The 20,546-nt window shown below is 72.4% G+C and carries 22 protein-coding genes; 10 read left to right on the forward strand and 12 right to left on the reverse strand.

All coding sequences use genetic code 11. The features are described from left to right. Positions 1–5: 5 nt before the first annotated feature. The 3 genes from leuS to holA are packed head-to-tail and all read left to right on the forward strand — an operon-like array spanning position 6 to position 4,029. Positions 6–2,507: a leucine--tRNA ligase gene (gene leuS / locus KZ813_RS14320; RefSeq protein ID WP_219755662.1), complete on the forward strand. Its 2,502-nt coding sequence runs from the start codon at positions 6–8 to the stop codon at positions 2,505–2,507. Next, complete coding sequence (gene lptE, locus KZ813_RS14325; RefSeq protein WP_219755663.1) at positions 2,504–3,019, forward strand: LPS assembly lipoprotein LptE; 516 nt, start codon at positions 2,504–2,506, stop codon at positions 3,017–3,019. Before leuS ends, lptE begins: the two co-directional genes overlap by 4 nt. After that, positions 3,016–4,029 carry a DNA polymerase III subunit delta gene (gene holA, locus KZ813_RS14330; RefSeq protein WP_219755664.1) on the forward strand — a complete coding sequence of 338 codons (1,014 nt, stop codon included), beginning with the start codon at positions 3,016–3,018 and terminating at the stop codon, positions 4,027–4,029. The genes lptE and holA overlap by 4 nt, the downstream gene beginning before the upstream one ends. Positions 4,030–4,242: 213 nt before the next feature. On the opposite strand, the gene KZ813_RS14335 is transcribed toward holA, so the two are convergent. Genes KZ813_RS14335 through KZ813_RS14360 form a run of 6 tightly spaced genes read right to left on the reverse strand, consistent with a single transcriptional unit; the run spans position 4,243 to position 9,778 of the window. Then, a complete protein-coding gene (locus tag KZ813_RS14335) occupies positions 4,243–5,166 on the reverse strand; it encodes a ParB/RepB/Spo0J family partition protein (RefSeq protein ID WP_219755665.1) in 924 nt (307 codons plus the stop codon). Next, positions 5,163–5,945 carry a ParA family protein gene (locus tag KZ813_RS14340; RefSeq protein ID WP_219755666.1) on the reverse strand — a complete coding sequence of 261 codons (783 nt, stop codon included), beginning with the start codon at positions 5,943–5,945 and terminating at the stop codon, positions 5,163–5,165. Before KZ813_RS14340 ends, KZ813_RS14335 begins: the two co-directional genes overlap by 4 nt. Further along, positions 5,945–6,553, reverse strand: coding sequence for a 16S rRNA (guanine(527)-N(7))-methyltransferase RsmG (rsmG, locus tag KZ813_RS14345; protein WP_219755667.1), 609 nt, complete (start codon positions 6,551–6,553; stop codon positions 5,945–5,947). The genes KZ813_RS14340 and rsmG overlap by 1 nt, the downstream gene beginning before the upstream one ends. After that, the gene (gene mnmG / locus KZ813_RS14350; protein ID WP_219755668.1) at positions 6,550–8,259 is read right to left on the reverse strand and encodes a tRNA uridine-5-carboxymethylaminomethyl(34) synthesis enzyme MnmG; all 1,710 of its coding nucleotides are present in this window, start codon (positions 8,257–8,259) and stop codon (positions 6,550–6,552) included. The genes rsmG and mnmG overlap by 4 nt, the downstream gene beginning before the upstream one ends. Before the next feature lie 10 nt (positions 8,260–8,269). Next, positions 8,270–9,544 carry a tRNA uridine-5-carboxymethylaminomethyl(34) synthesis GTPase MnmE gene (gene mnmE / locus KZ813_RS14355; RefSeq protein WP_219755669.1) on the reverse strand — a complete coding sequence of 425 codons (1,275 nt, stop codon included), beginning with the start codon at positions 9,542–9,544 and terminating at the stop codon, positions 8,270–8,272. Beyond that, positions 9,545–9,778: a DUF6489 family protein gene (locus KZ813_RS14360; RefSeq protein ID WP_219755670.1), complete on the reverse strand. Its 234-nt coding sequence runs from the start codon at positions 9,776–9,778 to the stop codon at positions 9,545–9,547. Positions 9,779–9,898: 120 nt separating this feature from the next. Between KZ813_RS14360 and KZ813_RS14365 the strand changes: the two genes are divergently transcribed. Next, positions 9,899–10,591 (forward strand): dienelactone hydrolase family protein, encoded by a 693-nt coding sequence (locus tag KZ813_RS14365; RefSeq protein WP_219755671.1) that lies wholly within the window; start codon positions 9,899–9,901, stop codon positions 10,589–10,591. 7 nt (positions 10,592–10,598) lie between these two features. Here the strand turns inward: KZ813_RS14365 and KZ813_RS14370 are convergent, their stop codons facing one another. Beyond that, a complete protein-coding gene (locus KZ813_RS14370) occupies positions 10,599–11,123 on the reverse strand; it encodes a thiamine phosphate synthase (protein WP_258046803.1) in 525 nt (174 codons plus the stop codon). A 22-nt stretch (positions 11,124–11,145) separates the two neighbouring features. Between KZ813_RS14370 and KZ813_RS14375 the strand changes: the two genes are divergently transcribed. Together KZ813_RS14375 and KZ813_RS14380 are read left to right on the forward strand one after the other, a co-directional pair. Then, a complete protein-coding gene (locus KZ813_RS14375; RefSeq protein ID WP_219755672.1) occupies positions 11,146–11,826 on the forward strand; it encodes a YggS family pyridoxal phosphate-dependent enzyme in 681 nt (226 codons plus the stop codon). After that, the gene (locus KZ813_RS14380; protein ID WP_219755673.1) at positions 11,823–12,542 is read left to right on the forward strand and encodes an HAD family hydrolase; all 720 of its coding nucleotides are present in this window, start codon (positions 11,823–11,825) and stop codon (positions 12,540–12,542) included. Before KZ813_RS14375 ends, KZ813_RS14380 begins: the two co-directional genes overlap by 4 nt. Here KZ813_RS14380 and pdeM read toward each other — a convergent pair. Beyond that, entirely contained in the window at positions 12,504–13,181 is a 678-nt protein-coding gene (pdeM, locus tag KZ813_RS14385) for a ligase-associated DNA damage response endonuclease PdeM (RefSeq protein WP_219755762.1), read from the reverse strand. The two genes, KZ813_RS14380 and pdeM, sit on opposite strands and share 39 nt — an antisense overlap. A gap of 104 nt (positions 13,182–13,285) precedes the next feature. Between pdeM and KZ813_RS14390 the strand changes: the two genes are divergently transcribed. Then, positions 13,286–13,774 (forward strand): MmcB family DNA repair protein, encoded by a 489-nt coding sequence (locus KZ813_RS14390; protein ID WP_258046804.1) that lies wholly within the window; start codon positions 13,286–13,288, stop codon positions 13,772–13,774. 265 nt (positions 13,775–14,039) lie between these two features. Here KZ813_RS14390 and KZ813_RS14395 read toward each other — a convergent pair whose 3' ends face one another. Continuing rightward, on the reverse strand, positions 14,040–14,645 hold the full coding sequence (locus KZ813_RS14395; protein WP_219755675.1) for an ankyrin repeat domain-containing protein: 606 nt from the start codon (positions 14,643–14,645) through the stop codon (positions 14,040–14,042). Between the two features lie 76 nt (positions 14,646–14,721). Here KZ813_RS14395 and KZ813_RS14400 point away from each other — a divergent pair, with 76 nt between their 5' ends. Genes KZ813_RS14400 through KZ813_RS14410 form a run of 3 tightly spaced genes read left to right on the forward strand, consistent with a single transcriptional unit; the run spans position 14,722 to position 16,473 of the window. Continuing rightward, positions 14,722–15,312, forward strand: a complete 591-nt coding sequence (locus KZ813_RS14400) for an SCO family protein (RefSeq protein WP_219755676.1) — start codon at positions 14,722–14,724, stop codon at positions 15,310–15,312. Beyond that, entirely contained in the window at positions 15,300–15,743 is a 444-nt protein-coding gene (locus KZ813_RS14405; RefSeq protein WP_219755677.1) for a YcgN family cysteine cluster protein, read from the forward strand. Before KZ813_RS14400 ends, KZ813_RS14405 begins: the two co-directional genes overlap by 13 nt. A gap of 7 nt (positions 15,744–15,750) precedes the next feature. Continuing rightward, positions 15,751–16,473, forward strand: a complete 723-nt coding sequence (locus tag KZ813_RS14410) for a M48 family metallopeptidase (RefSeq protein ID WP_308461900.1) — start codon at positions 15,751–15,753, stop codon at positions 16,471–16,473. Here KZ813_RS14410 and KZ813_RS14415 read toward each other — a convergent pair. The 3 genes from KZ813_RS14415 to KZ813_RS14425 all read right to left on the reverse strand — a co-directional run bounded on the left by KZ813_RS14415 (position 16,419) and on the right by KZ813_RS14425 (position 20,510). Continuing rightward, complete coding sequence (locus tag KZ813_RS14415) at positions 16,419–18,629, reverse strand: transglycosylase domain-containing protein (protein ID WP_219755678.1); 2,211 nt, start codon at positions 18,627–18,629, stop codon at positions 16,419–16,421. The genes KZ813_RS14410 and KZ813_RS14415 overlap by 55 nt on opposite strands. Positions 18,630–18,795: 166 nt before the next feature. Then, a complete protein-coding gene (locus KZ813_RS14420) occupies positions 18,796–19,878 on the reverse strand; it encodes an NAD(P)/FAD-dependent oxidoreductase (protein ID WP_219755679.1) in 1,083 nt (360 codons plus the stop codon). Then, complete coding sequence (locus KZ813_RS14425; RefSeq protein WP_219755764.1) at positions 19,860–20,510, reverse strand: methyltransferase domain-containing protein; 651 nt, start codon at positions 20,508–20,510, stop codon at positions 19,860–19,862. Before KZ813_RS14425 ends, KZ813_RS14420 begins: the two co-directional genes overlap by 19 nt. Between the last annotated feature and the right edge of the window lie 36 nt (positions 20,511–20,546).

Here is a 20,546-nt window from a genome sequence, read left to right on the forward strand (position 1 = left end):
ACCCGATGGCGTCACGCTTCAACGCGCTCAAGGCCGACACGCACTGGCAGCAGGTGTGGGACGAGGCGCAGACCTTCGCGGCGCGCGACGATAGCCCCAGGCCGCGCAGCTACGTTCTCGAGATGTTCCCCTATCCCTCGGGGAAGATCCACATGGGGCACGTCCGCAACTATACGATGGGCGACGTGCTCGCGCGCTTCCGGCGGATGACCGGCCACGAGGTGCTCCACCCGATGGGGTGGGACGCCTTCGGCATGCCGGCCGAGAATGCGGCGATGGAGAAGAAGGTCCATCCCGGCGAGTGGACCCGCCAGAACATCGCGGCGATGAAGGCGCAGCTCAAGCGGCTCGGCTTCGCGCTCGACTGGTCGCGCGAGCTCGCGACCTGCGACCCGAGCTATTACGGCCACGAACAGTCGCTGTTCCTCGACTTCTACCGCGCCGGGCTGGTCTATCGCAAGGAATCGGCGGTGAACTGGGACCCGGTCGACATGACCGTGCTCGCCAACGAGCAGGTCATCGACGGGCGCGGCTGGCGTTCCGGCGCGCTGGTCGAGAAGCGCAAGCTCTCGCAATGGTTCCTGCGCATCACGCGCTTCGCCGACGAGCTGCTCGAGGGGCTCGGCTCGCTCGCGCATTGGCCCGACAAGGTGCGGCTGATGCAGGAGAATTGGATCGGCAAGAGCCAGGGGCTGCAGTTCCGCTTCGGGTTGAGCGACGGCGACAGCGTCGAGGTCTTCACCACGCGGCCCGACACGATCTTCGGCGCCAGCTTCGTCGCGGTCGCGGCCGATCACCCGATCGCGCAGGCGCTCGCCGCGCGTGACCCGGCGGCGGCGGCCTTCGTCGAGCGCTGCAAGCAGGGCGGCACCACCGCGGCCGAGCTCGAGACGCAGGAGAAGCTCGGCTACGACACCGGGCTCACCGCGGCGCACCCGCTCGGCGCGGGCGACCTGCCGGTGTACATCGCCAATTTCGTGCTCATGGACTATGGGACCGGCGCGGTGTTCGGCGTGCCCGCGCACGACCAGCGCGACTTCGAGTTCGCGAGCAAATATGGGCTGCCGATCCGCCGCGTCGTCGCCGACGGCGAGCGCACCGACCCTGCCTTCGACGGCGAGGAGGCCTATACCGGGCCGGGCACGCTGGTGAACTCGCGGTTCCTCGACGGCCTCGCGGTCGAGGAGGCCAAGCGGGTCGTGATCGAGCGTGCCGAGCGCGAGGGCTGGGGCCAGGGCTCGACCGTCTATCGCCTGCGCGACTGGGGCGTCAGCCGCCAGCGCTACTGGGGCACGCCGATCCCGATCATCCACTGCGCCGCCTGCGGCGAGGTGCCGGTGCCGCGCGAGCAGCTGCCCGTGGCGCTACCCGAGGACGTCAGCTTCGACGTGCCGGGCAACCCGCTCGAGCGCCACCCGACATGGAAGCACGTCACCTGCCCGCAGTGCGGCGGCGACGCGCTGCGCGACACCGACACGCTCGACACGTTCGCGGACTCGTCCTGGTATTTCATCCGCTTCGCCAGCCAGCCCGAGGACCGGCCGTTCGACCGTGCGCAGGCCGAGCGCTGGCTGCCGGTGGGGCAATATATCGGCGGGGTGGAGCATGCGATCCTCCACCTGCTCTACGCGCGATTCTGGACGCGCGCGCTGCGCCACGTCGGGCTGATCGACCTGGCGGAGCCCTTCACCGGCCTGTTCACCCAGGGCATGGTGACCCATGAGACCTATAAGGCGGCGGACGGCCGCTGGCTCGCGCCCGAGGAGGTGGGCGGCGGGCTCGAGCTGGCGAGCGGCTTGCCGGTGACGGTCGGGCGCGTGGAGAAGATGTCGAAGTCGAAGAAGAACACGGTCGATCCCGCGCCGATCGTCGACCAATATGGCGCCGACGCGGTGCGCTGGTTCATGCTCTCCGACTCGCCGCCCGAGCGCGACCTGGAGTGGAGCGAGAACGGCATCGAGGGCGCGTGGCGCTTCGTCCAGCGGCTGTGGCGGCTGTTCGACGCCCTGGCCGAGGGGCCGGCCGGCACGGGTGGCGACGCCGCGCTCGACCGCAAGCTCCACCAGACGATCGCCAGCGTCGCAGCCGACGTCGAGGCGCTGTCGTTCAACAAGGCGGTGGCCAAGCTGTACGAGCTGGTCAACGCGATCGAGAAGGCGGCGCCCTCGGCGTCGCGCGACACCGCGGTCCGGGCGCTGGTCCGGCTGGTCGCGCCGATGGTGCCGCACATCGCCGAGGAGGCCTGGGCGCGCGTCGGCGCGGGCGGGCTGGTGGCGGACGCGCCGTGGCCCGCGGTCGACGCCGCGCTGCTGGTCGAGGACGAGGTCACCGTCGCGATCCAGGTCAACGGCAAATTGCGCGACACGCTCACGCTCCCCAAGGGCCTGTCGCGCGAGGACGTCGAGGCCGCCGCGCTCGCCAACGACAAGGTCGCGCGCGCGCTCGAGGGCCGTGCCCCGCGCAAGGTGATCGTCGTGCCCGACCGGCTGGTCAACGTCGTCGCATGAGGCACGCGCTCCCCGGGCTGATCGTGCCGCTGGCGCTCGCGCTCGCGGGCTGCGGGCTGAAGCCGCTCTACGCCGGCGGGGGTGCCAGCCCCGTGGCGGCCACGCTCGGCAGCGTCGACGTCGCGCCGATCCAGGGCCGGTCGGGCTGGCTGATGGCGAACGCGCTGCGTGACCGGCTCGGCGCCATGGGGCAGGGCGGGGGTGCCGCCCGGTACCGGCTCACGGTGCGGCTCGACGACGATATCGTGGGCCTCGGCACGCGCAGCGACGATTCGGTCGCGCGCGAGCGCCGCACGCTGCGCGCGCGCTACCAGCTGATCGACGCGGCGCAGGGCACGGTGGTGGTCGACGCCACCGCCGGGTCGGACGCGGGGATCGACGTGGTCGGCTCGGAATATGCGACGATCGCGGCCGAGAGTACCGCGCTCGAGCGCCTCTCCGAGACGGTGGCGGACCAGATCGTCGCCCGGCTGGCGCTCTACGCGCGGCGGACGCAGCCGCCCGCGCCATGAAGGCGACCGAGCCACGGCTCACCGCCGCGCTCGATAAGCCGCCGGCGGACCTCCGCCTCTTCCTGCTCCACGGTCCGGACGAGGCCACCGCCCAATCCTATGCCGCGCGACTCGGACGGGCGCTGGGGCAGGGGGTCGAGCGGATCGACCTCGACGGTGCCACGCTGCGCGTCGACCCCGCGCGGCTGGGCGACGAGGCCGCGGCCATCTCGCTGTTCGGCGACCCCCGCTATATCCGCGTGACGGGGGCGGGTGAGGAGGTGCTGGAGGCCGTCGCCGCGCTGCTCGCGCTCGAGAAGGCCGGCAACCCGGTCGTGTTGATCGCCTCCACGGTCAAGGCGACGGGCAAGCTGGTCAAGGCCGCGATCGAGTCGGATCGCGCGCTCGCCTTCGCCTGCTACCCGCCCAACGCGCGCGACGCCGCCGCGGTGGTCACCGAGCTCGGCCGCGCCGAGGGGTTGCGGATCGCGCCGACCGCGGTGCAGCGGATCGTCCGCGCCAGCGACGGCGATCGCGCGGTGATGGCGCGCGAGATCGAGAAGCTGGCGCTCTACCTCGACGCGGCGCCCGACCGGCCCGCGGACGCGGACGAGGAGGCGCTCGACGCGATCGGGGCGGACCTCAGCGAGGGCGAGATCGGCGAGGTCGTGCTCGCCGCCACCGGCGGCGACGTGCCCGCGCTGGTGGATGGGCTGCGCCGGATGGCGGTGGCGGACAGCTCGCCGATCCCGCTGCTGCGCGCGCTCGGCCGCCGGCTGCTGTCACTCGCCGACATGCGCGCCGCGGTCGACTCGGGCGAGGGCGTCGACCAGGTCATGAAGCGCCACCGCGTCTTCTGGCGCGAGGAGGCGAGCACCGCCGCCGCGCTCCGGCGCTGGCGACTTCCCGCGCTGGCGGCGGCGCTGGCAGCGGCGCGTCGGACCGAGCGCGAGGTGATCGCCGCGGGCGCAGCGGGCCGCGTGGTGGCGGAGACCTTCCTGTTGCGGCTAGCGCAGCGCGTGGGGCGCTAGAGGCTGATCCAGCTGATGTGAACTCCTGCGGACACAGGAGCCCGGGGTCCCGAGAGCGGCTCTGGGCTCCGGCGTTCGCCGGAGCACAAATTAGACTCTAGCGCCGGGGATAGAGTGGTCGCGCCGACGCGCCCGGGAGCGCACGTGTCCCCGACCGCGAGGGAAGTCACTATTCGCGCGCCTCGGCCACCGAGTGGATCAGGTCCGTGAACGTCAGATCCGCTCGCCGCTGAGCCGCTGGCACACCATGTCGAGCTGCTCGAGCGAGCTATAGTCGAGCGTGATCGAACCGCGCCCGTCCTCGTTGAAGCTGATATGGACCTTGAGCCCGAGCAGGTCGGCCAGCTGGTTCTCCAGCGCGGCGATGTCCGCGCTGCCCCCGCTCGCCGGTCCCATCGCGCGCGCGCCGCCGCTACCTGGGCGCGTCGACGTGCCCACACCACCGCGCTTGTCGCTGCTGGCGAGCTTCTCGGTCTGGCGGACCGAGAGCCCCCGATCGGCCACCTGATCGGCGAGCGCGACCGGGTCGTCGGCGCCCACCATCGCGCGCGCGTGTCCCATCGTCAGCGTGCCGCTGACGACGCGCGACTGCACTTCCTCTGGCAGGTCGAGCAGGCGGAGCAGGTTGGCGACGTGGCTGCGCGACTTGTGCACCGCGCGCGCGAGCGCGTCCTGGGTGTGGCCGAACTCATCGATCAGCCGCTGATAGGCGCGCGCCTCCTCGATCGCGTTGAGATCCTGCCGCTGGATATTTTCGAGCAGCGCGATCTGAAGCGTTTCGCTGTCGCTATATTCGCGGACGACGACGGGAACCTCGTGAAGCCGCGCGCGCTGGGCCGCGCGCCAGCGCCGCTCGCCCGCGACGATCTGATAGTCGTGGCCGTGCGGGCGGACGATGATCGGCTGGATCACGCCGCGCTCGGCGATCGAGGCGGCGAGTTCGTCCAGCGCCGCCTCGTCGAAATGGCGCCGCGGCTGCTCGGGGTGGGGCGCGATCGCCGACACCGGGATCATCCGCACCCCACCGCGCGACGGCGCGTCGCCGGCCTCGCGCTCGTCCTGCGCGACGTCGCCGAGCAGCGCGTTCAGGCCGCGTCCGAGACTGCCGCGCGCGCGTCGCGTTCCTGCATCACTCATGCTGCTACATTCTCCTCTCGCGGCAGCCGCTGGATCAACTCGCGTGCCAGCGCCATATAGGCCTCGGACCCGCTGCAGCGATGATCGTAGATCAGCGCGGGCAGGCCGTGGCTCGGCGCCTCGGACAGGCGCACGTTGCGCGGGATCACCGTCTCGAACACTACTTTGCCGAGCACCGCTCGCACGTCGGCCGAGACCTGCTCGGTGAGACGGTTGCGACGGTCGTACATCGTCAGCGCGACCCCCAGGATCGACAGCGACGGGTTGAAGCGCGAGCGAATGCGCTCGACCGTGTTGAGCAACTGGCTGAGCCCCTCCAGCGCGAAGAACTCGCACTGGAGCGGCACGAGCAGCGCGTCGGCCGCGACCATCGCGTTGATCGTGAGCAGGCCGAGCGAGGGCGGGCAGTCGATCAGCACCACGTCCCAGGAACGCTCCGACCGATCGATCGCGCGGCGGAGCCGGTGCGTGCGGTCGCTCGACTCGACGAGCTCGATCTCGGCGCCGGAGAGATCGACCGTCGCGGGGATCACGTCGAGCTGCGGTATGCCGCTGGCCACGGCCGCGTCGGCGAGGCCGGCGTCGTCGAGCAGGACGTCATAGGTCGAGCGCTCGCGCTGCGCCTGCGCGATCCCGAGCCCCGTCGACGCGTTACCCTGTGGATCCAGGTCGATCAGGAGGACGCGGTGCCCAGATGCCGCGAGCGCGGTCGCGACGTTGATCGCGCTGGTGGTTTTCCCGACCCCGCCCTTCTGATTGGCGATAGCGATGCAGAACATCAGGCAGATACTCCGTCGGCGATGACGATGAGTGACTCAGGGTCGGTGACGCTGTGTTCCACGTGGAACGTACCCTGCCAGCGTGACCGGGCGAGTTCAATCTCGGTGGCGGCACCGCGCCCGCGCGGTAGGATGAGACGTGTATCGGCGCCGCGAAGCTGACGCGTCATGGTGAGCAGCTCCTCGAGCGCTGCCACCGCCCGCGCTGATATCACGTCGTAGCGATGGGGCGGCAGCGTCTCCGCGCGGCCTCGGAGGATCGTCGCATTGTCTAAGGCGAGTTCCTCCACCGCGGTCTCGAGGAAATCGACCCTCCGACCGCGCGGTTCGACCATTGTCACCGCCCGATCACTCAGTGCGGCGATGACCATGCCGGGGAAGCCCGCGCCGGTGCCGATGTCGAGCCAATCGCCTGGGCGGTTCGCCAACGTAAGAAGCTGGGCGGAATCGAGCAGGTGTCGCGACCACATCCGCGCGGCGGTGGCGGGGGCGATGAGATTCTGCCGCTCGTTCTCGGCGATCACCAACGCCCCGAACCGGTCGAGCCGCCGTGCCGCCGCCTTACCGAAGCGGCCGACGACCCAGTCGCGCGCCTCCTCCTCGGTCACGCCGACTTCCGCGCGTGCAGCCACAAGGCCGAGAGCGCCGCCGGTGTGACACCCCGGACGCGCGACGCTTCGTCCAGTGTCGTCGGACGCGCAATGGTCAGCCGCTCGATCATCTCGGTCGAGAGACCGGGGACGTGAGCCAGCATCTCGGGCGACGGGACAACGACGTCCCGGTCGGCCCGCATGCGCGCGACCTCATCCGCCTGACGTGCCAGATAGGGAGCGTAGCGCGCATCCTCCTCAATCTCGCGCCGCACGTCGGAGTCGACTCCCTCGTGCTCGCCGACCCTCGCCCGTGCCCGCATCTCCTCCCGGCGTCGGAACGAGGCCTGTCGCGGCTCTCCGATAAAACCCGCCATGATGCCGAGACCAGTGAGGCGCGTCTCCGCATTGTCGGCGCGCAGCGCCAGCCTATACTCGGCGCGTGCGGTCAGCATACGATACGGCTCGCTCACACCCTGCAGAACCAGATCGTCGACCATGACTCCCATATAGCCGGTCGCGCGGTCGCAGACGAAGGGGACGAGCGAACGTGCGTGCGCCGCCGCGTTTAGGCCCGCGATCAGGCCCTGCGCCGCTGCTTCCTCATAGCCGGTACTGCCGTTGATCTGCCCCGCGCAGAAGAGACCGGGCAAGGCGTGGAGCGCGAGCCGGTGGTCCAGTGCGCGGGGATCGAGGTAGTCGTACTCGACCGCATAGCCGTAGGTCGAAATGCGCGCTCGCTCTAGCCCGTCGACGCTCGCGATCAGGCGATCCTGGGTCGCGCGGGAGAGGGAGGTGGAGATGCCGTTGGGATAGACGGTGTGATCGTCCAGTCCCTCGGGTTCGAGGAAGATCTGATGGCCGTCGCGATCACCGAAGCGATGCACCTTGTCCTCGATCGACGGGCAGTAACGCGGCCCGCCGCCCTCGATCACCCCCGCGAACAGAGGGGAGTCGGCGAGACCGGCCCGGATGATGTCATGCCCGCGATCGTTCGTCCGCGTGATCGCGCAGGCGACCTGGGGCAGGGCGACCGACGAGGGGAGGAACGACATCTGCCAAGGCTCATCGTCCGACGGTTGGCGCTCCAGTCGCGCCCAGTCGATCGTTCGTCCGTCCAAACGAGGGGGCGTTCCGGTCTTCAGCCGCGCGATCGGCAATTCGAGCGAGCGAAGCTGCTCGCTCAACCGGCGGCTGGGACTCTCGTCGATGCGGCCGCCATCGAGCCGCTCGTTTCCGCGGAATAGCCGGCCGCCGAGGAAGGTGCCCGTGGCGAGAACGACCGACGGCGCGTCGAACGAGACCCCCGCACGGGTGCGAACGCCCGAGATCCGCCCCCCTCGGGTCAGCAGTTCTACCGCCTCGTCCTCGCCCGTTTCCAGAGCGGCGTAGCCAACGAGCTGTGACTGGATCGACGCGCGATACCGCCGCCGATCCGCCTGCACGCGCGGCCCTTGGACGGCGAGGCCCTTCGACCGGTTTAGCATGCGGCGATGGATCGCAGCCTCGTCGGCGGCAATCCCCATCAGGCCGTCCAGCGCATCGACCTCGCGGACGAGGTGCCCCTTGCCGACGCCCCCGATCGACGGGTTGCACGACATGGCGCCGATCTGCTCGAGCCGCTGCGTGAGGAGCATCACGGACGCACCGCGCCGCGCCGCGGCGGCGGCAGCCTCGGTGCCGGCGTGCCCGCCGCCGACGACTATCACGTCGTAGTGTTTCACGTGGAACAACTCACTTGCCGAGGCAGAAACGGCCGAACAGCGCGTCCAACATGGCCTCGGTCGCGTCCTGACCCACTAGCTCTCCCAACCGCCGACGCGCAACGCGCAAATGCTCCGCCGCGACGAGCGGATCGCGCTCGTCCAGCATGTCGTCGAGAAGACGTGCGACGTCGGCGGCGACGCCACGCTGCCGTTCTCGAAGAGCGATGTCCGAGGTCAGCGTGAGCGCCTCCGAGGCGTCCCGGGCGAGAACCGCCCACAGGCGCTCGATCGTCGCCGGCTGGTGCACGGAAACCGCGATGTCGATGTTAGCGGGGGTACCGAGATCGGCCTTGGCACCCACCCGTACGGCCCGTTCCGGCGCGGCGGCCGGTTCGCCGAGCCACAGGAGAATATCGGCGCGCGCCGCCAGCGCCCGCGCGCGCTCTACCCCCAACCGCTCGACCGGATCCTCGGTGTCTTCCGTCAGTCCCGCCGTGTCGCACAATCTGTACGGTATGCCATCCCGCGTGACCTGCGCCTCGATGACGTCGCGGGTCGTCCCGGCGATCGGCGTGACGATCGCGGCCTCTCGCCCGAGCAGCGCATTGAACAGCGACGACTTGCCCGCGTTGGGCGGCCCCGCGAGCACCACCAGCAGGCCGTCTCGCAGCCGCTCCACGGACGGTTGCGCGAGCAGCGCGACGATCTCCGCTCGAACGCGCGCCACGATGGGGCGCCAGGTGTCGAGGACCGTCGAGGCGACCTCCGCCTCGTCGTCATAGTCGATACCCGCCTCGATCAGCGCCGCCGCCACACTCAGCTCGCCCATCCATCGCGAGAGCGTCGCGCCGAGCACACCCTCCGTCGCGGACAGAGCGGCGCGACGCTGTGCCTCGGTCTCGGCCTCGAGCAGGTCGGCGAGCCCCTCCGCCTGGGTCAGGTCGAGACGCCCGTTCGTCAGCGCCCGGCGGGTGAACTCGCCCGGTCGCGCCTGGCGGAGCCGGGGAAGCGCCGCGAGCGCGGCGCTCACCGCCGACACCACCGCACGGCCACCGTGGAGGTGCAGCTCGACCAGATCCTCGCCCGTCGCGCTATGCGGGCCGGGGAAGACCAGCACCAAGGCGCGGTCGAGCGGCGCACCGTCCGCGCCGCGGAGTGTCCGCAGTCCGGCACGCCGGGGCAAAGGAAGCCGACCCGCCAAGGCCGCCGCCGCCGCCATCGCGTCCGGCCCACTCACCCGCACCACCGCGATCGCCGCGGGCGGGCTGCCGCTCGACAGCGCGTAGATCGTATCGGCGGTCACTCAGCCGGACTTGCCACCGCTGGCCACGAAGAGCTGGCGCCAGAAGTCCAGTCCGGCGTCCCCGACCGGTGTCCAACTCCGCATCATCGCCGCGACCGTCTCGGGCGCGACGCGGCCGTCGAGCGCCTCGCGCATGCGGGAGAGGTACAGATCGTGCAGCGGCGTGAGGTCGGGCAGGCCCATCGTGCGGCGCGCCTCCTCGGGCGTGCAGTCCAGCTCGATCGTCACCTTCATCGCCGCGGCTCCTTGAGCGCGCCCGTCGGGCGCGATAGCGTGATGCCGCTTATGCCCGTGATCGCCGATGCTCCGCAACGTCCGCGGGGCGGGGCCGCGGGCTCCAGGAGTATGCCCCGCATGACCGCCCTCACTACCATCACCGCGCTCGACGGCGGTGACATGCCCGCCTACCGCGCCGACCCCGCCGGCACGCCGCGCGGCGCGATCGTCGTGATCCAGGAGATCTTCGGCATCAACGCGGGCATCCGCCGCAAGTGCGACACGCTGGCGGAGGCGGGCTATCTCGCGGTGGCGCCCGACCTGTTCTGGAGGATCGTCCCCGGGACCGAGCTCGATCCGGACATCGCCCCGGAGATGGAGCGCGCGCTGTCGCTGATGAACGAGTTCGACCAAGACGGTGGCGTGCGCGACATCGAGGCGGCGATCCGCTACGCGCGGGCCGAGAGCGGCAAGAAGGTCGGCGCGGTGGGCTACTGCCTCGGCGGGCGGCTGGCCTATATGACCGCCGCGCGCACCGACGTCGACGCGAGCGTCGGCTATTATGCCGTCGGGGTGGACGGGCTGCTCGGCGAGAAGCACGCCATCGCGCGCCCGCTGCTCCTCCACATCGCCGGTGCGGACGGCTTCGTCGACGCCGCCACCCAGCGCGCGATGCACGAGGGGCTGGACGATCACCCGCGAGTCACGCTCTACGACTATGCCGGCGAGGACCACGGCTTCGCGACCGAGTTCGGCAAGCGCCGATCGGACGCCGCCGCCGCGCTGGCGGACGAGCGCACCGCCGCCTTCTTCGCCGAGCATATCGGCTGAGACGGGGTCAGCGCGGCGGCTCGCCCCAGGCGTCGATCGCCGCATAGCCGTGGAAGCCGAGCGCGCGCAGCCTGCGACGGTAACGGCGCTCGTCTACCCCGCCGAGGGCGATCGCCGTCACGGGCAACCCCCGCGCGATCGCCGCCGCGCGAGACGGACCGACCCCGCGCGCGCCGGGGTGAGACCGGGTGGCGAAGACCGGCGAGACGAAGACGAGCCCCGCGCCGGCGCGAACCGCCGCGATCGCCTCACGCCGGGAGTGAGCGGGCCAGGTGACGAGCCCGCGCCCGCGCCGCGCGTGGGTGCCGGCCTCGCCGCGCATCGGCGTCGCCCCAGCACGGACCAGCACCAGCCCCCGGCGCCGCGCCGCCGCCGCCACGCCCGCGAACAGCCGGGCGCGCTCGGCCGGCGGCGTGGCATGATGGCGGAACACCACGCCGCCGCCGCGGGGCAGCCGCTCGAGCGCGCGCCACAGCGCCGCGCCCTGGCGCTCATCGGTCATCAGCCAGCGGTCGGGGTGGCGGGGGCGCATCCCTGCACCTATAGCCCGGGCCATGATCCAGGACGACCTCTCCCACGCCGCCGACGAGCGGCTCGCGGCGGTGCGCGAGCGCATCGCGCGCGCCGCGCGCGTCGCGGCGCGCGACCCGGCCGACGTGACGCTGATCGCGGTCACGAAGACGCACGACGCCGCGGCGATCCGCCCGCTGCTCGCCGCCGGCGTCCGCGACTTCGGCGAGAACCGCGTGCAGGAGGCGCAGGCGAAATGGCCGACGCTGCGCGCGGACTATCCCGACGCGCGGCTGCACCTGATCGGGCAGCTCCAGTCGAACAAGGCGGCCGACGCGGTCGCGCTCGCCGACTCGATCCACTCGGTCGATCGCCCGTCGCTGATCGAGGCGCTGGCCCGCGCCATCGCGGCGAGCGGGCGCGCGCCCGGCTGCTTCCTCCAAGTCAACATCGGGGCCGAGCCGCAGAAGGGCGGCTGCCCGATCGCGGACCTGCCCGCGCTGCTGCGTCAGGCGCGGGACGCCGGCCTGCCCGTCGCCGGGCTGATGTGCATCCCCCCCGCCGAGCTCGAGCCGGCGCCCTATCTCGCGCTCTGCGCCAAGCTGGCGCGCGAGCACGGCCTGGGCGGACTGAGCATGGGCATGTCGGACGATCTCGAGACCGCGGTGACCCTGGGCGCGACTCACGTCCGCGTCGGCTCGGCGCTGTTCGGGGCGCGGCCATGAGCGCGGTGCCGCCGATCGAGGCACTGCTGTTCGACTTCGACGGCGTGCTCATCGAGAGCGAGGCGAGCGGCAACCGGCATCTCGCCGAGTATCTGACCGCGGCGGGGCATCCCACCTCGCCCGAGCAGGCGATGGCGATGTTCATGGGCCTCTCGGGCACCGACTTCACCGGTGCGGTCGAGCGCTGGATCGGTCGCGCGCTGCCCGACGACTTCCGCGCCGCGCGCCAGGCCGAGGACGAGCGCTGCCTCGTCGAGGGCATCGAGGAGGTGGCGGGGGCGGCGGCCTTCGTCCGATCGCTGCCGCCCGGGCTGCCGCGCGCGGTCGTGTCGTCGAGCCGGGTGCGCTGGATCCGCGCGCACCTCCGTCATCTCGGGCTGCTCGAGGCGTTCGGCGAGCATCTCTACTCGGGTGCGGAGCATGTCGCGCGCGGCAAGCCGGCGCCCGATCTATACTGGCACGGCGCGGCGCGGCTCGGCGTCCCGATCGAGCGCTGCGCGGTGATCGAGGACTCGCCCGTCGGCGCCACGGGCGCGGTGGCGAGCGGGGCCTTCGTCATCGGTCTGGTCGCGGCGTCGCACTGCGGCCCAGACCATGCCGAGCGGCTTCGCGCGATCGGAGTCGACGCGATCGCGCGCGACTATGACGAGGTGAGCGCGCTGCTGACTCGGCTGCGCTCAGGCGGCGAGCGGGAAACGCAGCAGCCGGTCGGGTAGCGCCACCAGCGCCTCGGCGGGGCCGCCTGCGGCGCGACCGATCTCGGGGTGGGTCGCGTCGAGCCCGCCCGTGAGCGCGCCGAAGGCGGGGAGGATCAGCTTGCGCGCGCTCGCGACGAAACAGCGCCGCGCCACCAGCTTGCCGCGGACGCGCACGCGCAACTTGGGATGGAAATGGCCCGACAGCTCGGGGCGGGTCTCGCCGCGCACGGCCTCATGGCGCAGCACGACGCCCTCGACGACCGCCTCGTCGGTCACGGCGCCGCCGCAGCGGTCGACATAGGCGCGGTCGTGGTTGCCGGTGATCCAGGTCCAGCGCGTCGAGCCGGTGAGCCGCGTCAGCAGCGCGCGCGCGTCGGCGGGGAGACGGTCGCATCCCTCGACGTCGTGGAAGCTGTCCCCGAGGCACCACAGCTCGTCGGGCGCGAGCGTATCGACCAGCGCGGCGAGGTCGGTGAGCGTCGCGATCGAGTCATAGGGCGGCAGCATCTGCCCGCCGCGCGCGTACCAGCTCGCCTTCTCCAGGTGCAGGTCCGCCACCAGCAGCGCGCGCCGCGCCGGCCAGTAGAGCGCGCCCTGCGGCAGCGCGCACCAGTCGTGCCCGGCGAAGGAGAGCGCGGCGAACGGAACGGGAACCATCCCGCCACCCATGCCCGAGAGGACGCGGGCGATCAACCACTTGCTCGCGATCGCGGGCGCACCCGGGCTTTGCCAGCGTTCGCTGGATGTTCTATCATGGCGGGATGCTGACGACCCCCGAATCCTGCGTCGACTCACCCGGCCCGCTGTGTGCCGCCGATGTCGCGCGCGGCGTGACCCGCATGCTGCTGCGCCACGAGCTCACCGCCATCCCAGAGGTGCCGCTCGACGGCGGCCGCCGCGCCGATCTGATGGCGCTCGACCAGCGCGGACAGCTGGTGATCGTCGAGATCAAGGTGTCGCGCGCCGACCTGCTCGGGGACGGCAAGTGGCAGGATTATCTCGCGCACTGCGACCGCTTCTACTGGGCGGTGCCCGCCGGCTTCGACGCCGCGCCGATCGACGGCCCGGCCTTCCTGCCCGAGCGCACCGGGCTGATCGTCGCGGACCGCTACGACGCCGCGATCGTGCGCGAGGCGCGCACCGAGCCGCTGCCCGCGCACGTCCGCAAGCGCTGCACGCTCGCCTTCGCGCGCCGGGCGGCGCGGCGGCTGATCGCGGCGCACGACCCCGAGGCGGTGCAGGGGTTCTGAGCGGGGCGATACCGGGTGCGGTAACCCTCGAACGCAGGCGAGAGAGCGAGGGTGATCGCCGGTCGCGATCGCTAGAGGGAAGTGGGTCCGAGCTGAGCCGGACCGTCCTCCGGCGGACGCCGGAGTCCAGTGCCGCAGCGATGACGCTCTCCGCTCTGAGCTCCCGCGGCCAGAGGGGCCCGTCCGCCACTTATTTGAGCGAAAACACTCCCGGCCCTTAAGCCCCGCGGCAACGACAGGGCGCAGGGGCGGTGCCCCGCGCGTCTCAGAGCCGCGGACCGGCCACCGCGCGCTGGGTCTTCGCCGGCGTCTCGTCCAGCACCTTGGCGATCGCGGTCGAGCGCGGGTCGCGCTTGGCATATTCGCGCGCCGACATGCCGGCGAGATTGTCGGGCTGGTCGGGGTTGCCCCCGGCGGCGAGCACCGCGCGGACCAGGGTGAGGTCACGGCGCTGCACCGCGCGGATCAGCGGGGTCTCGCCGCTGCCGTCGGCGAGATTGGCGTTCGCCTTGGCGGTGCCGAGGATCTGCACCATCTCGGGCTGGCCGGCCTGGACCGCGAGCATCATCGGCGTCTCGCCGTCTCGGTCGCGCAGGTTCGGGTCGGCCCCCTTGGCGAGCAGGTAGCGCAGATAGGCCGTGTCGCCGCGCTTCACGACGATGTGGAGCGCGCCCTCGCCGGTGGTGACGTCGCGGGTGTTGATGATCGTCTGGCCGGGCTGGTCGAGCGTGGCGATCACCGCGTTGCCGTCGCCTTTCCGGATCGCCTCCAGGAACTTGTAGCTCTGCGACTGCTGCTGCGCCGCGGCGGGGAGGGGGAGCGTGCCGAGCGGGAGCAGCAGCGCGGCGGCGGGGAGCAGGCGGCGGATCATGGGTCGGTCGGTCTCGCGTGGCCGGGGCGGGAAAGGGTTGCGGCGAGCGCTATAACGCATCACATCTGCCGCCACCATGAACATGCGTCGACACGTCACCGCCGCGCTCGCGCTCGCGCTGGTCGGAGCGGTCGCGGGCTGCTCGAGCGAGCCGGCCGCGACCCCACCGCTCGCGGGCGCGCGGATCGGCGGCGCCTTCGCGCTGACCGACCAGGACGGGCGCGCGCGCACCGAGCGGGACTTCGCCGGCCAGTATCGCATCGTCTATTTCGGCTACACCTTCTGCCCCGACGTCTGCCCGACCGACGTCCAGAACATCGCCGCGGGGCTGCGGCTGATCGAGAAGAGCGAGCCGGCGCTCGCGGCGCGGATCACACCGATCTTCGTGACGGTGGACCCGGCGCGCGACACGCCCGCCGCGCTCAAGCGCTTCGTCTCGGCCTTCCACCCGCGGCTGGTCGGGCTGACCGGCACCCCGCAGCAGATCGCCGCCGCGGCCAAGACGTTCGGCATCTATTACGCGCGCGGCAAGGGCAATGCCGACGGCTATCTGATGGACCACAGCCGCCAGATCTACCTGTTCGACCCGCAGGGGCGCCCGCTCGCGCTGCTGCCCGAGGGACCGCCCCAGGCGATCGCCGACGAGGTGCGCCGATGGGCGCGCTGACCGGCCGCTTCTGGGAGGACGTGCCGCTCGATCGGCTCGACCGCGCGCAATGGGAGGCGCTGTGCGACGGCTGCGGCAAATGCTGCCTGCACAAATTGGAGGACGAGGACACCGGCGAGCTGGTCGCCACCAACGTCGCCTGCCGCCTGCTCGACCGCCGCAGCGGGCAATGTTCCAACTATCGCCACCGCCGCGCCTATGTCAGCGAGTGCGTGCGGCTGACGACGGGCAACGTCGACTCGATCGACTGGCTGCCGTCGACCTGCGCCTATCGGCTGCGCGCCAACGGCGAGCCGCTGCCCGAGTGGCATTATCTCGTCAGCGGCGACCGCGAGGCGGTGCATCGCGCCGGCCAGTCGGTGCGCGGCTGGACGATCAGCGAGGACGACGCGGGCGACCTCGAGCATCATATCGTCGACCGGGAGCTGTGATCCGGCGGTGACCGGCGCGACCATCCCCGAGGACGCGATCGAGCTGGTGCGCAACCCGCGCGCGCGCCGCACCCGGCTCTCCTTCGATCCCACCAGCGGGCGGGTCCGACTGACACTGCCGCCGCGCGCGTCCGCGGCCAAGGCACTGCGATGGGCGGTCGTGCAGCACGCCTGGCTGGAGGCGCAGCGTGCCCGGCTGCCGCAACCGCGCCCGTTCGTGCCGGGCACGACGCTGACCGTCGACGACCGACCGCTGACGATCGACCATCGCGCCGAGGCGCCGCGCACGCCGCGGGTAGAGGATGCGCGGCTCGTGGTCGGCGGCCCCGCGGAGATGGTCGAGCGGCGGGTCGCGGCGTGGCTGCGGCGCGAGGCGCTCGCGCTGCTCGCGGTCGATACCGCGCATTATGCGGCGCTGGCCGGCGTCACCGTCAGCGGCGTGAGCGTCGGCGACCCGCGCGGGCGCTGGGGCAGCTGCGCGCACCACGGCGCGATCCGCTACAGCTGGCGGCTGGTGCTGGCGCCGCGCGCGGTGCGCCGCGCCACCGCGGCGCATGAGGTGGCGCATCGCGTCCACATGGACCATTCGCCGCGCTTCCACGCCCTGGTCGCCGAGCTGTACGGCCGCGAACCCGTCGCCGAGCGCGATTGGCTACGCGCCAACGGCGCCGCGCTTCACTGGTACGGGCGGTCGCCCGACGGGTCGCCCGCGGGAGCGCGCGGCGGCTGAGCGCGCGGGGCGCGATCCCGAGACTGGTCGCGCCCCTGGTCGCGTCCCTGGTCGCGCTGCGGGCGGCCGGTGACCCGATCGAGCCACTCCTGATCGAGCCGCTGCGCCGGCGCCGGCGGCGGGGCGTCGCGCGGGTCGGTCCCGTCGTCGGTCGCGGCATCGTCGTCGCGTGCGCGCGGTACCGGCTGTACCACCGGTCGCTCGGGACCGAACACCGGTGCCTGTGGGTCCGCCGGTGCGCCGGGATCGAGTGCATAGCCGTCGTCGCCCACGAAGGCCGCATTGTCCGGCGCGCCGTAATAGCTCTCGGCGTCGGGCTCGAGCTGCGCCTCGGGCAGCGTCACCTGGGTGTCGAACTGCTCGATCGGGCGGTTGGCCACCGCCTGGCGCATGAACTGCGCGAAGGCGCGAGCGGGCGCGGTGCCGCCGTGCAGCCCGCCGACCGGCTTGGCGTCGTCGCGCCCCATCCACACGCCGGTGGTCAGCCCCGAGGAGAAACCGAGGAACCAGCCGTCCTTGCTGCTGGTGGTGGTGCCGGTCTTGCCCGCCACCGGGCGGCCGATCTGCGCGGCGCGGCCGGTGCCGGTATTGACCGTGGTCTGGAGCAGGTCGATCATCTGCGCCGCGACGTTGGGCGCGACCAGCACGTGGCTGCGGTCGACCTCGTGGCGATAGATCTCCTCGCCCTCGGCGGTGACCCGCGTGATCCCGAACGGCGTCACCGCGACGCCCTTGTTGCCGACGCTGGCGAAGGCGCGGGTCATGTCGATCACGCGCACCTCCGAGGTGCCGAGCACCATCGAGGGATGCGTGTTGACCGCGGTGGTGATGCCGAAGCGCCGCGCCATGTCGGCCACCGTCTGGAACCCGACCGCATAGCCGAGCTTGGCCGCGATCGTGTTGAGCGAGAAAGCGAAGGCGGTGCGCAGCGTGACCTCGCCCGAGAAGCGCCGCGAGTCGTTGCGCGGGCTCCAGCCGTCGATCGTGACCGGCTCGTCGACCTCGCGGTCCTCGGGCGTGCGCCCGGCCTCGAGCGCGGACAGATAGACGAACAGCTTGAACGACGAGCCCGGCTGGCGCTGGGCCTTGGTGGCGCGATTGTAGTTGGAGCTGACATAGTCGGTACCGCCGACCATCGCGCGGACCGATCCGTCGCGGTCGAGCGCGACGAGCGCGCCCTGCGTGCCCGCGGGAGCGTTGGCGCGCACCGCCTCGTCGGCCGCGCGCTGCATCGCGGGGTCGAGCGTGGTCCACACCTCGAGCGGCTTCTCGGTCTCGTCGATCAGCAGCTCGAGCTGGGGCAACGCCCAGTCGGTGAAATAGCGGACGCTGTTCTGCCGCGGCGCGGGCGCGAGGCGGACGTCGTTGGGATCGGCGGCGGCGGCCTGGCCCGGTGTGATGAAGCCGTTGCGCACCATCTGCTGGATCACCACCCCGGCGCGCCCGACCGCGGCCTCGGCGTCGGCGGTGGGGGAGTAATTGGACGGCGCCTTCACCAGGCCCGCGATCACCGCCGCCTCGGTGAGGCTCAGCTGGCTCGCGCCATGGCCGAAGAACTTGCGGCTGGCGGCATCGATGCCATAGGCGCCGCCGCCGTAATAGACCTTGTTGAGGTACAGCTCGAGGATCTGGTCCTTGCTGAACTTGCGCTCGATCGCGAGCGCCAGGATCGCCTCGCGGAACTTGCGGCCGAACTTCTTCTGGTTGTTGAGGAAGACCGTGCGCGCGAGCTGCTGGGTGATGGTCGAGCCGCCCTGCACCCAATGGCCGCGCTCGTAGCGCACGCCGACCGAGCGGGCGATGCCGATCGGGTCGACGCCGAGATGGCTGCGGAAGCGCCGGTCCTCCACCGCGATCGTCGCGTCGGACATCACCTGGGGGATGCGGTCGTAGCTCAGCCACTGGCCGTAGCTCGGGCCGAGCGACACCAGCACGCTGCCGTCGGCGGCATGGACGCGCACCATCTGCCCGTTGGGCGAGGATTTGAGCGACTCGAAGCTCGGCAGCTGCGAGCGCGCGATATACACCGCCACCACCAGCGCGCCGACCGCGAGCACCGCGAGCGCGAGCAGCGTCTTCAGCGCGACGCTCAGCCGACGCCGCCACGGGGAGCGCGCCGGGCGCGAGCGGGAGGTGCGGGAGGGGGCGCGGGCCATGGCGTCGGCCCTGGCGGATAGTGGCTTGAGCCAGGCTTAACAAGCGACTTGGCGCGCGATTAACTCGCTGCGGTGATCGGCGTAGGCGGCATGGGCATGGGAGATGTCGCAGGTGGAGCCGAGGGATGAGGCGCGGTCTGCGTCGCGACGGCGCGCCGCCGGGTGGCTATTCTTCCCCGATCCGGGTCCATCGCGCCAGCATCTCGAGCATACCCGCGCGGGCGAGCGGCGCCAGCAGCGGGGCGGCGAGCAGCGGATGCTCGGCGACCGCGCGCACCGCTCCCGCCACCGCCACCGGTCGACCGGCGCGGCGAGCGAAGCGCGCCTGCCACGATTCCGCCGCGTTCGCGCCCCCGTCGCGCCACGCCGCGGCCGCGCTCTTGCCGCTCGCGAGCGCGATCCCCATGCCCTCGCCGGCGAGCGAGGGGATCACCGCGGCCTGGTCACCGAGCCGGAACAGGCCGGCCGCGCTCGACCTCGCACGCCATCCGTAGGGCACGTTGGCGACCGCCTCGATCGCGCCGTCGGCCGCGCCGCCGAGCCGCTCGCCCAGCGCCGGCGCCTCCATCGCGAGCGTGTCGAGCAGCCGCGCGGGCGTGCCCGCCGCGGTCAGCCGCGAGCGGCGCAGCGCGAGGCAGATGTTGGTGCTGCCGTCCTCCTGCCGCACCACCCCCGCATAGCCGCCGCGGAACAGGTGGAGCTCGACCGCGTCGCCGACCAATCGTGCCAGCGCGAGCGAGTCGGCCCGGCGCGTGCGCAGTCCCAGCGCGGGGTCACCCTCCGGCGCCGGGCGAGCGGCGCCGCGCACGTCGTGCTTGCCGCTGGCCAGGAAGAGCGCGTCGCACGCCAACACCGCCCCGTCGGCGGTGCGTACGCAGCCGTCCTCGACCGCGCGCGCCGCAAGGCCGCGCTCCACCGCCGCACCGTCCTCGGCGGCGCGCGCGAGCAGCAGCGAGTCGAGCCGGTGGCGCGAGACGCCGCGCGCGGGCGCGGGTAGCGGCGCCTCGACCACGCGACCCGCGGCGAACAGACGAACGTGCCGCACCACCGCGGCGCCGAGTGCCTCGGGGTCGACGCCGAGCCGCTCCACCGCGGCGAGCGTGCGCCAGCTGAGAAAGCCGCCGCACAGGGCGTCGCCGGTCTCGCGCGTCCGCTCGATCACCAGCGGGCGCACGCCGGCGCGCGCGAGCGTGATCGCCGCCGCCGCCCCGGCGGGCCCGCCGCCCAGGATCAGCGGCGCTCGACGCACAGCCGGTACGGGAAGGCGCGATAGACGCGCGCGTCGCGCACGCCCGCGGCGGCGAGCAGCGGCACCCACTCGTCGGGGCGGTAGCTTCGCGCGATCGAGACATGGCCGTCGTGCCGCACGATCGGGTGCCAGCCGAAGCCGCGCGCGAGCAGCGGCCAGGCGCGATAGGCGAGCCCGTGGCGATGGAGGTCGTTGACCAGCCAGCCGACCCGCGCGTGCTGCTCCATCCACGCGAGGAAGGCGACGAGTTCGTCGCGCGTCATGTGATGCGCCACCAGGCTCGAGATCACCAGGTCCCAGGATTCGTCGCCGAGCGCGCGATAGTCGCCGACGCGCCAGTCCACCGCGAGCCCCGCCGGGCTGTGCGCCAGTGCGGCGGCTCGGCTCCGCTCGTTCTGGTCGACCCCGACGAGCTCGAACGCGACGTCCCGCCGCTCGCCCCAGCGCGCGATCCGCCGCAGCATGTCGCCGTCGCCGTAGCCGACGTCGAGCAGCCGGTAGCGCCCGCCCGGCCTGCACGCGCGGCGCAGGAAGGCGAGGGTGGGGCGCGCCGCCAGCGTCACGCGGTTGACGCGGGCGAGATCGGCCACCACCGCGGCATAGACCGACGGGTCGAGGTCGTCGGCGTCCATCAGTTCGTCCGCGACGCGCCGCTCGGCGAGCGAGGA

The organism is Sphingomonas folli (genome assembly GCF_019429525.1).
Lineage (GTDB): Bacteria > Pseudomonadota > Alphaproteobacteria > Sphingomonadales > Sphingomonadaceae > Sphingomonas > Sphingomonas folii.

Excerpts from the sequence above, each read along its gene's own strand:
- KZ813_RS14360 (WP_219755670.1), bottom strand. The coding sequence starts at position 9,778 with ATGAAGGTGACGATCGAGCTGGACTGCACGCCCGAGGAGGCGCGCCGC.
- KZ813_RS14365 (WP_219755671.1), top strand. The coding sequence starts at position 9,899 with ATGACCGCCCTCACTACCATCACCGCGCTCGACGGCGGTGACATGCCC.
- KZ813_RS14375 (WP_219755672.1), top strand. The coding sequence starts at position 11,146 with ATGATCCAGGACGACCTCTCCCACGCCGCCGACGAGCGGCTCGCGGCG.
- KZ813_RS14370 (WP_258046803.1), bottom strand. The coding sequence starts at position 11,123 with ATGCGCCCCCGCCACCCCGACCGCTGGCTGATGACCGATGAGCGCCAG.
- KZ813_RS14390 (WP_258046804.1), top strand. The coding sequence starts at position 13,286 with ATGCTGACGACCCCCGAATCCTGCGTCGACTCACCCGGCCCGCTGTGT.
- KZ813_RS14395 (WP_219755675.1), bottom strand. The coding sequence starts at position 14,645 with ATGATCCGCCGCCTGCTCCCCGCCGCCGCGCTGCTGCTCCCGCTCGGC.
- KZ813_RS14400 (WP_219755676.1), top strand. The coding sequence starts at position 14,722 with ATGAACATGCGTCGACACGTCACCGCCGCGCTCGCGCTCGCGCTGGTC.
- KZ813_RS14405 (WP_219755677.1), top strand. The coding sequence starts at position 15,300 with ATGGGCGCGCTGACCGGCCGCTTCTGGGAGGACGTGCCGCTCGATCGG.
- holA (WP_219755664.1), top strand. The coding sequence starts at position 3,016 with ATGAAGGCGACCGAGCCACGGCTCACCGCCGCGCTCGATAAGCCGCCG.
- KZ813_RS14415 (WP_219755678.1), bottom strand. The coding sequence starts at position 18,629 with ATGGCCCGCGCCCCCTCCCGCACCTCCCGCTCGCGCCCGGCGCGCTCC.
- KZ813_RS14340 (WP_219755666.1), bottom strand. The coding sequence starts at position 5,945 with ATGTTCTGCATCGCTATCGCCAATCAGAAGGGCGGGGTCGGGAAAACC.
- leuS (WP_219755662.1), top strand. The coding sequence starts at position 6 with ATGGCGTCACGCTTCAACGCGCTCAAGGCCGACACGCACTGGCAGCAG.
- KZ813_RS14335 (WP_219755665.1), bottom strand. The coding sequence starts at position 5,166 with ATGAGTGATGCAGGAACGCGACGCGCGCGCGGCAGTCTCGGACGCGGC.
- KZ813_RS14380 (WP_219755673.1), top strand. The coding sequence starts at position 11,823 with ATGAGCGCGGTGCCGCCGATCGAGGCACTGCTGTTCGACTTCGACGGC.
- pdeM (WP_219755762.1), bottom strand. The coding sequence starts at position 13,181 with ATGGTTCCCGTTCCGTTCGCCGCGCTCTCCTTCGCCGGGCACGACTGG.
- KZ813_RS14425 (WP_219755764.1), bottom strand. The coding sequence starts at position 20,510 with ATGGACGCCGACGACCTCGACCCGTCGGTCTATGCCGCGGTGGTGGCC.
- lptE (WP_219755663.1), top strand. The coding sequence starts at position 2,504 with ATGAGGCACGCGCTCCCCGGGCTGATCGTGCCGCTGGCGCTCGCGCTC.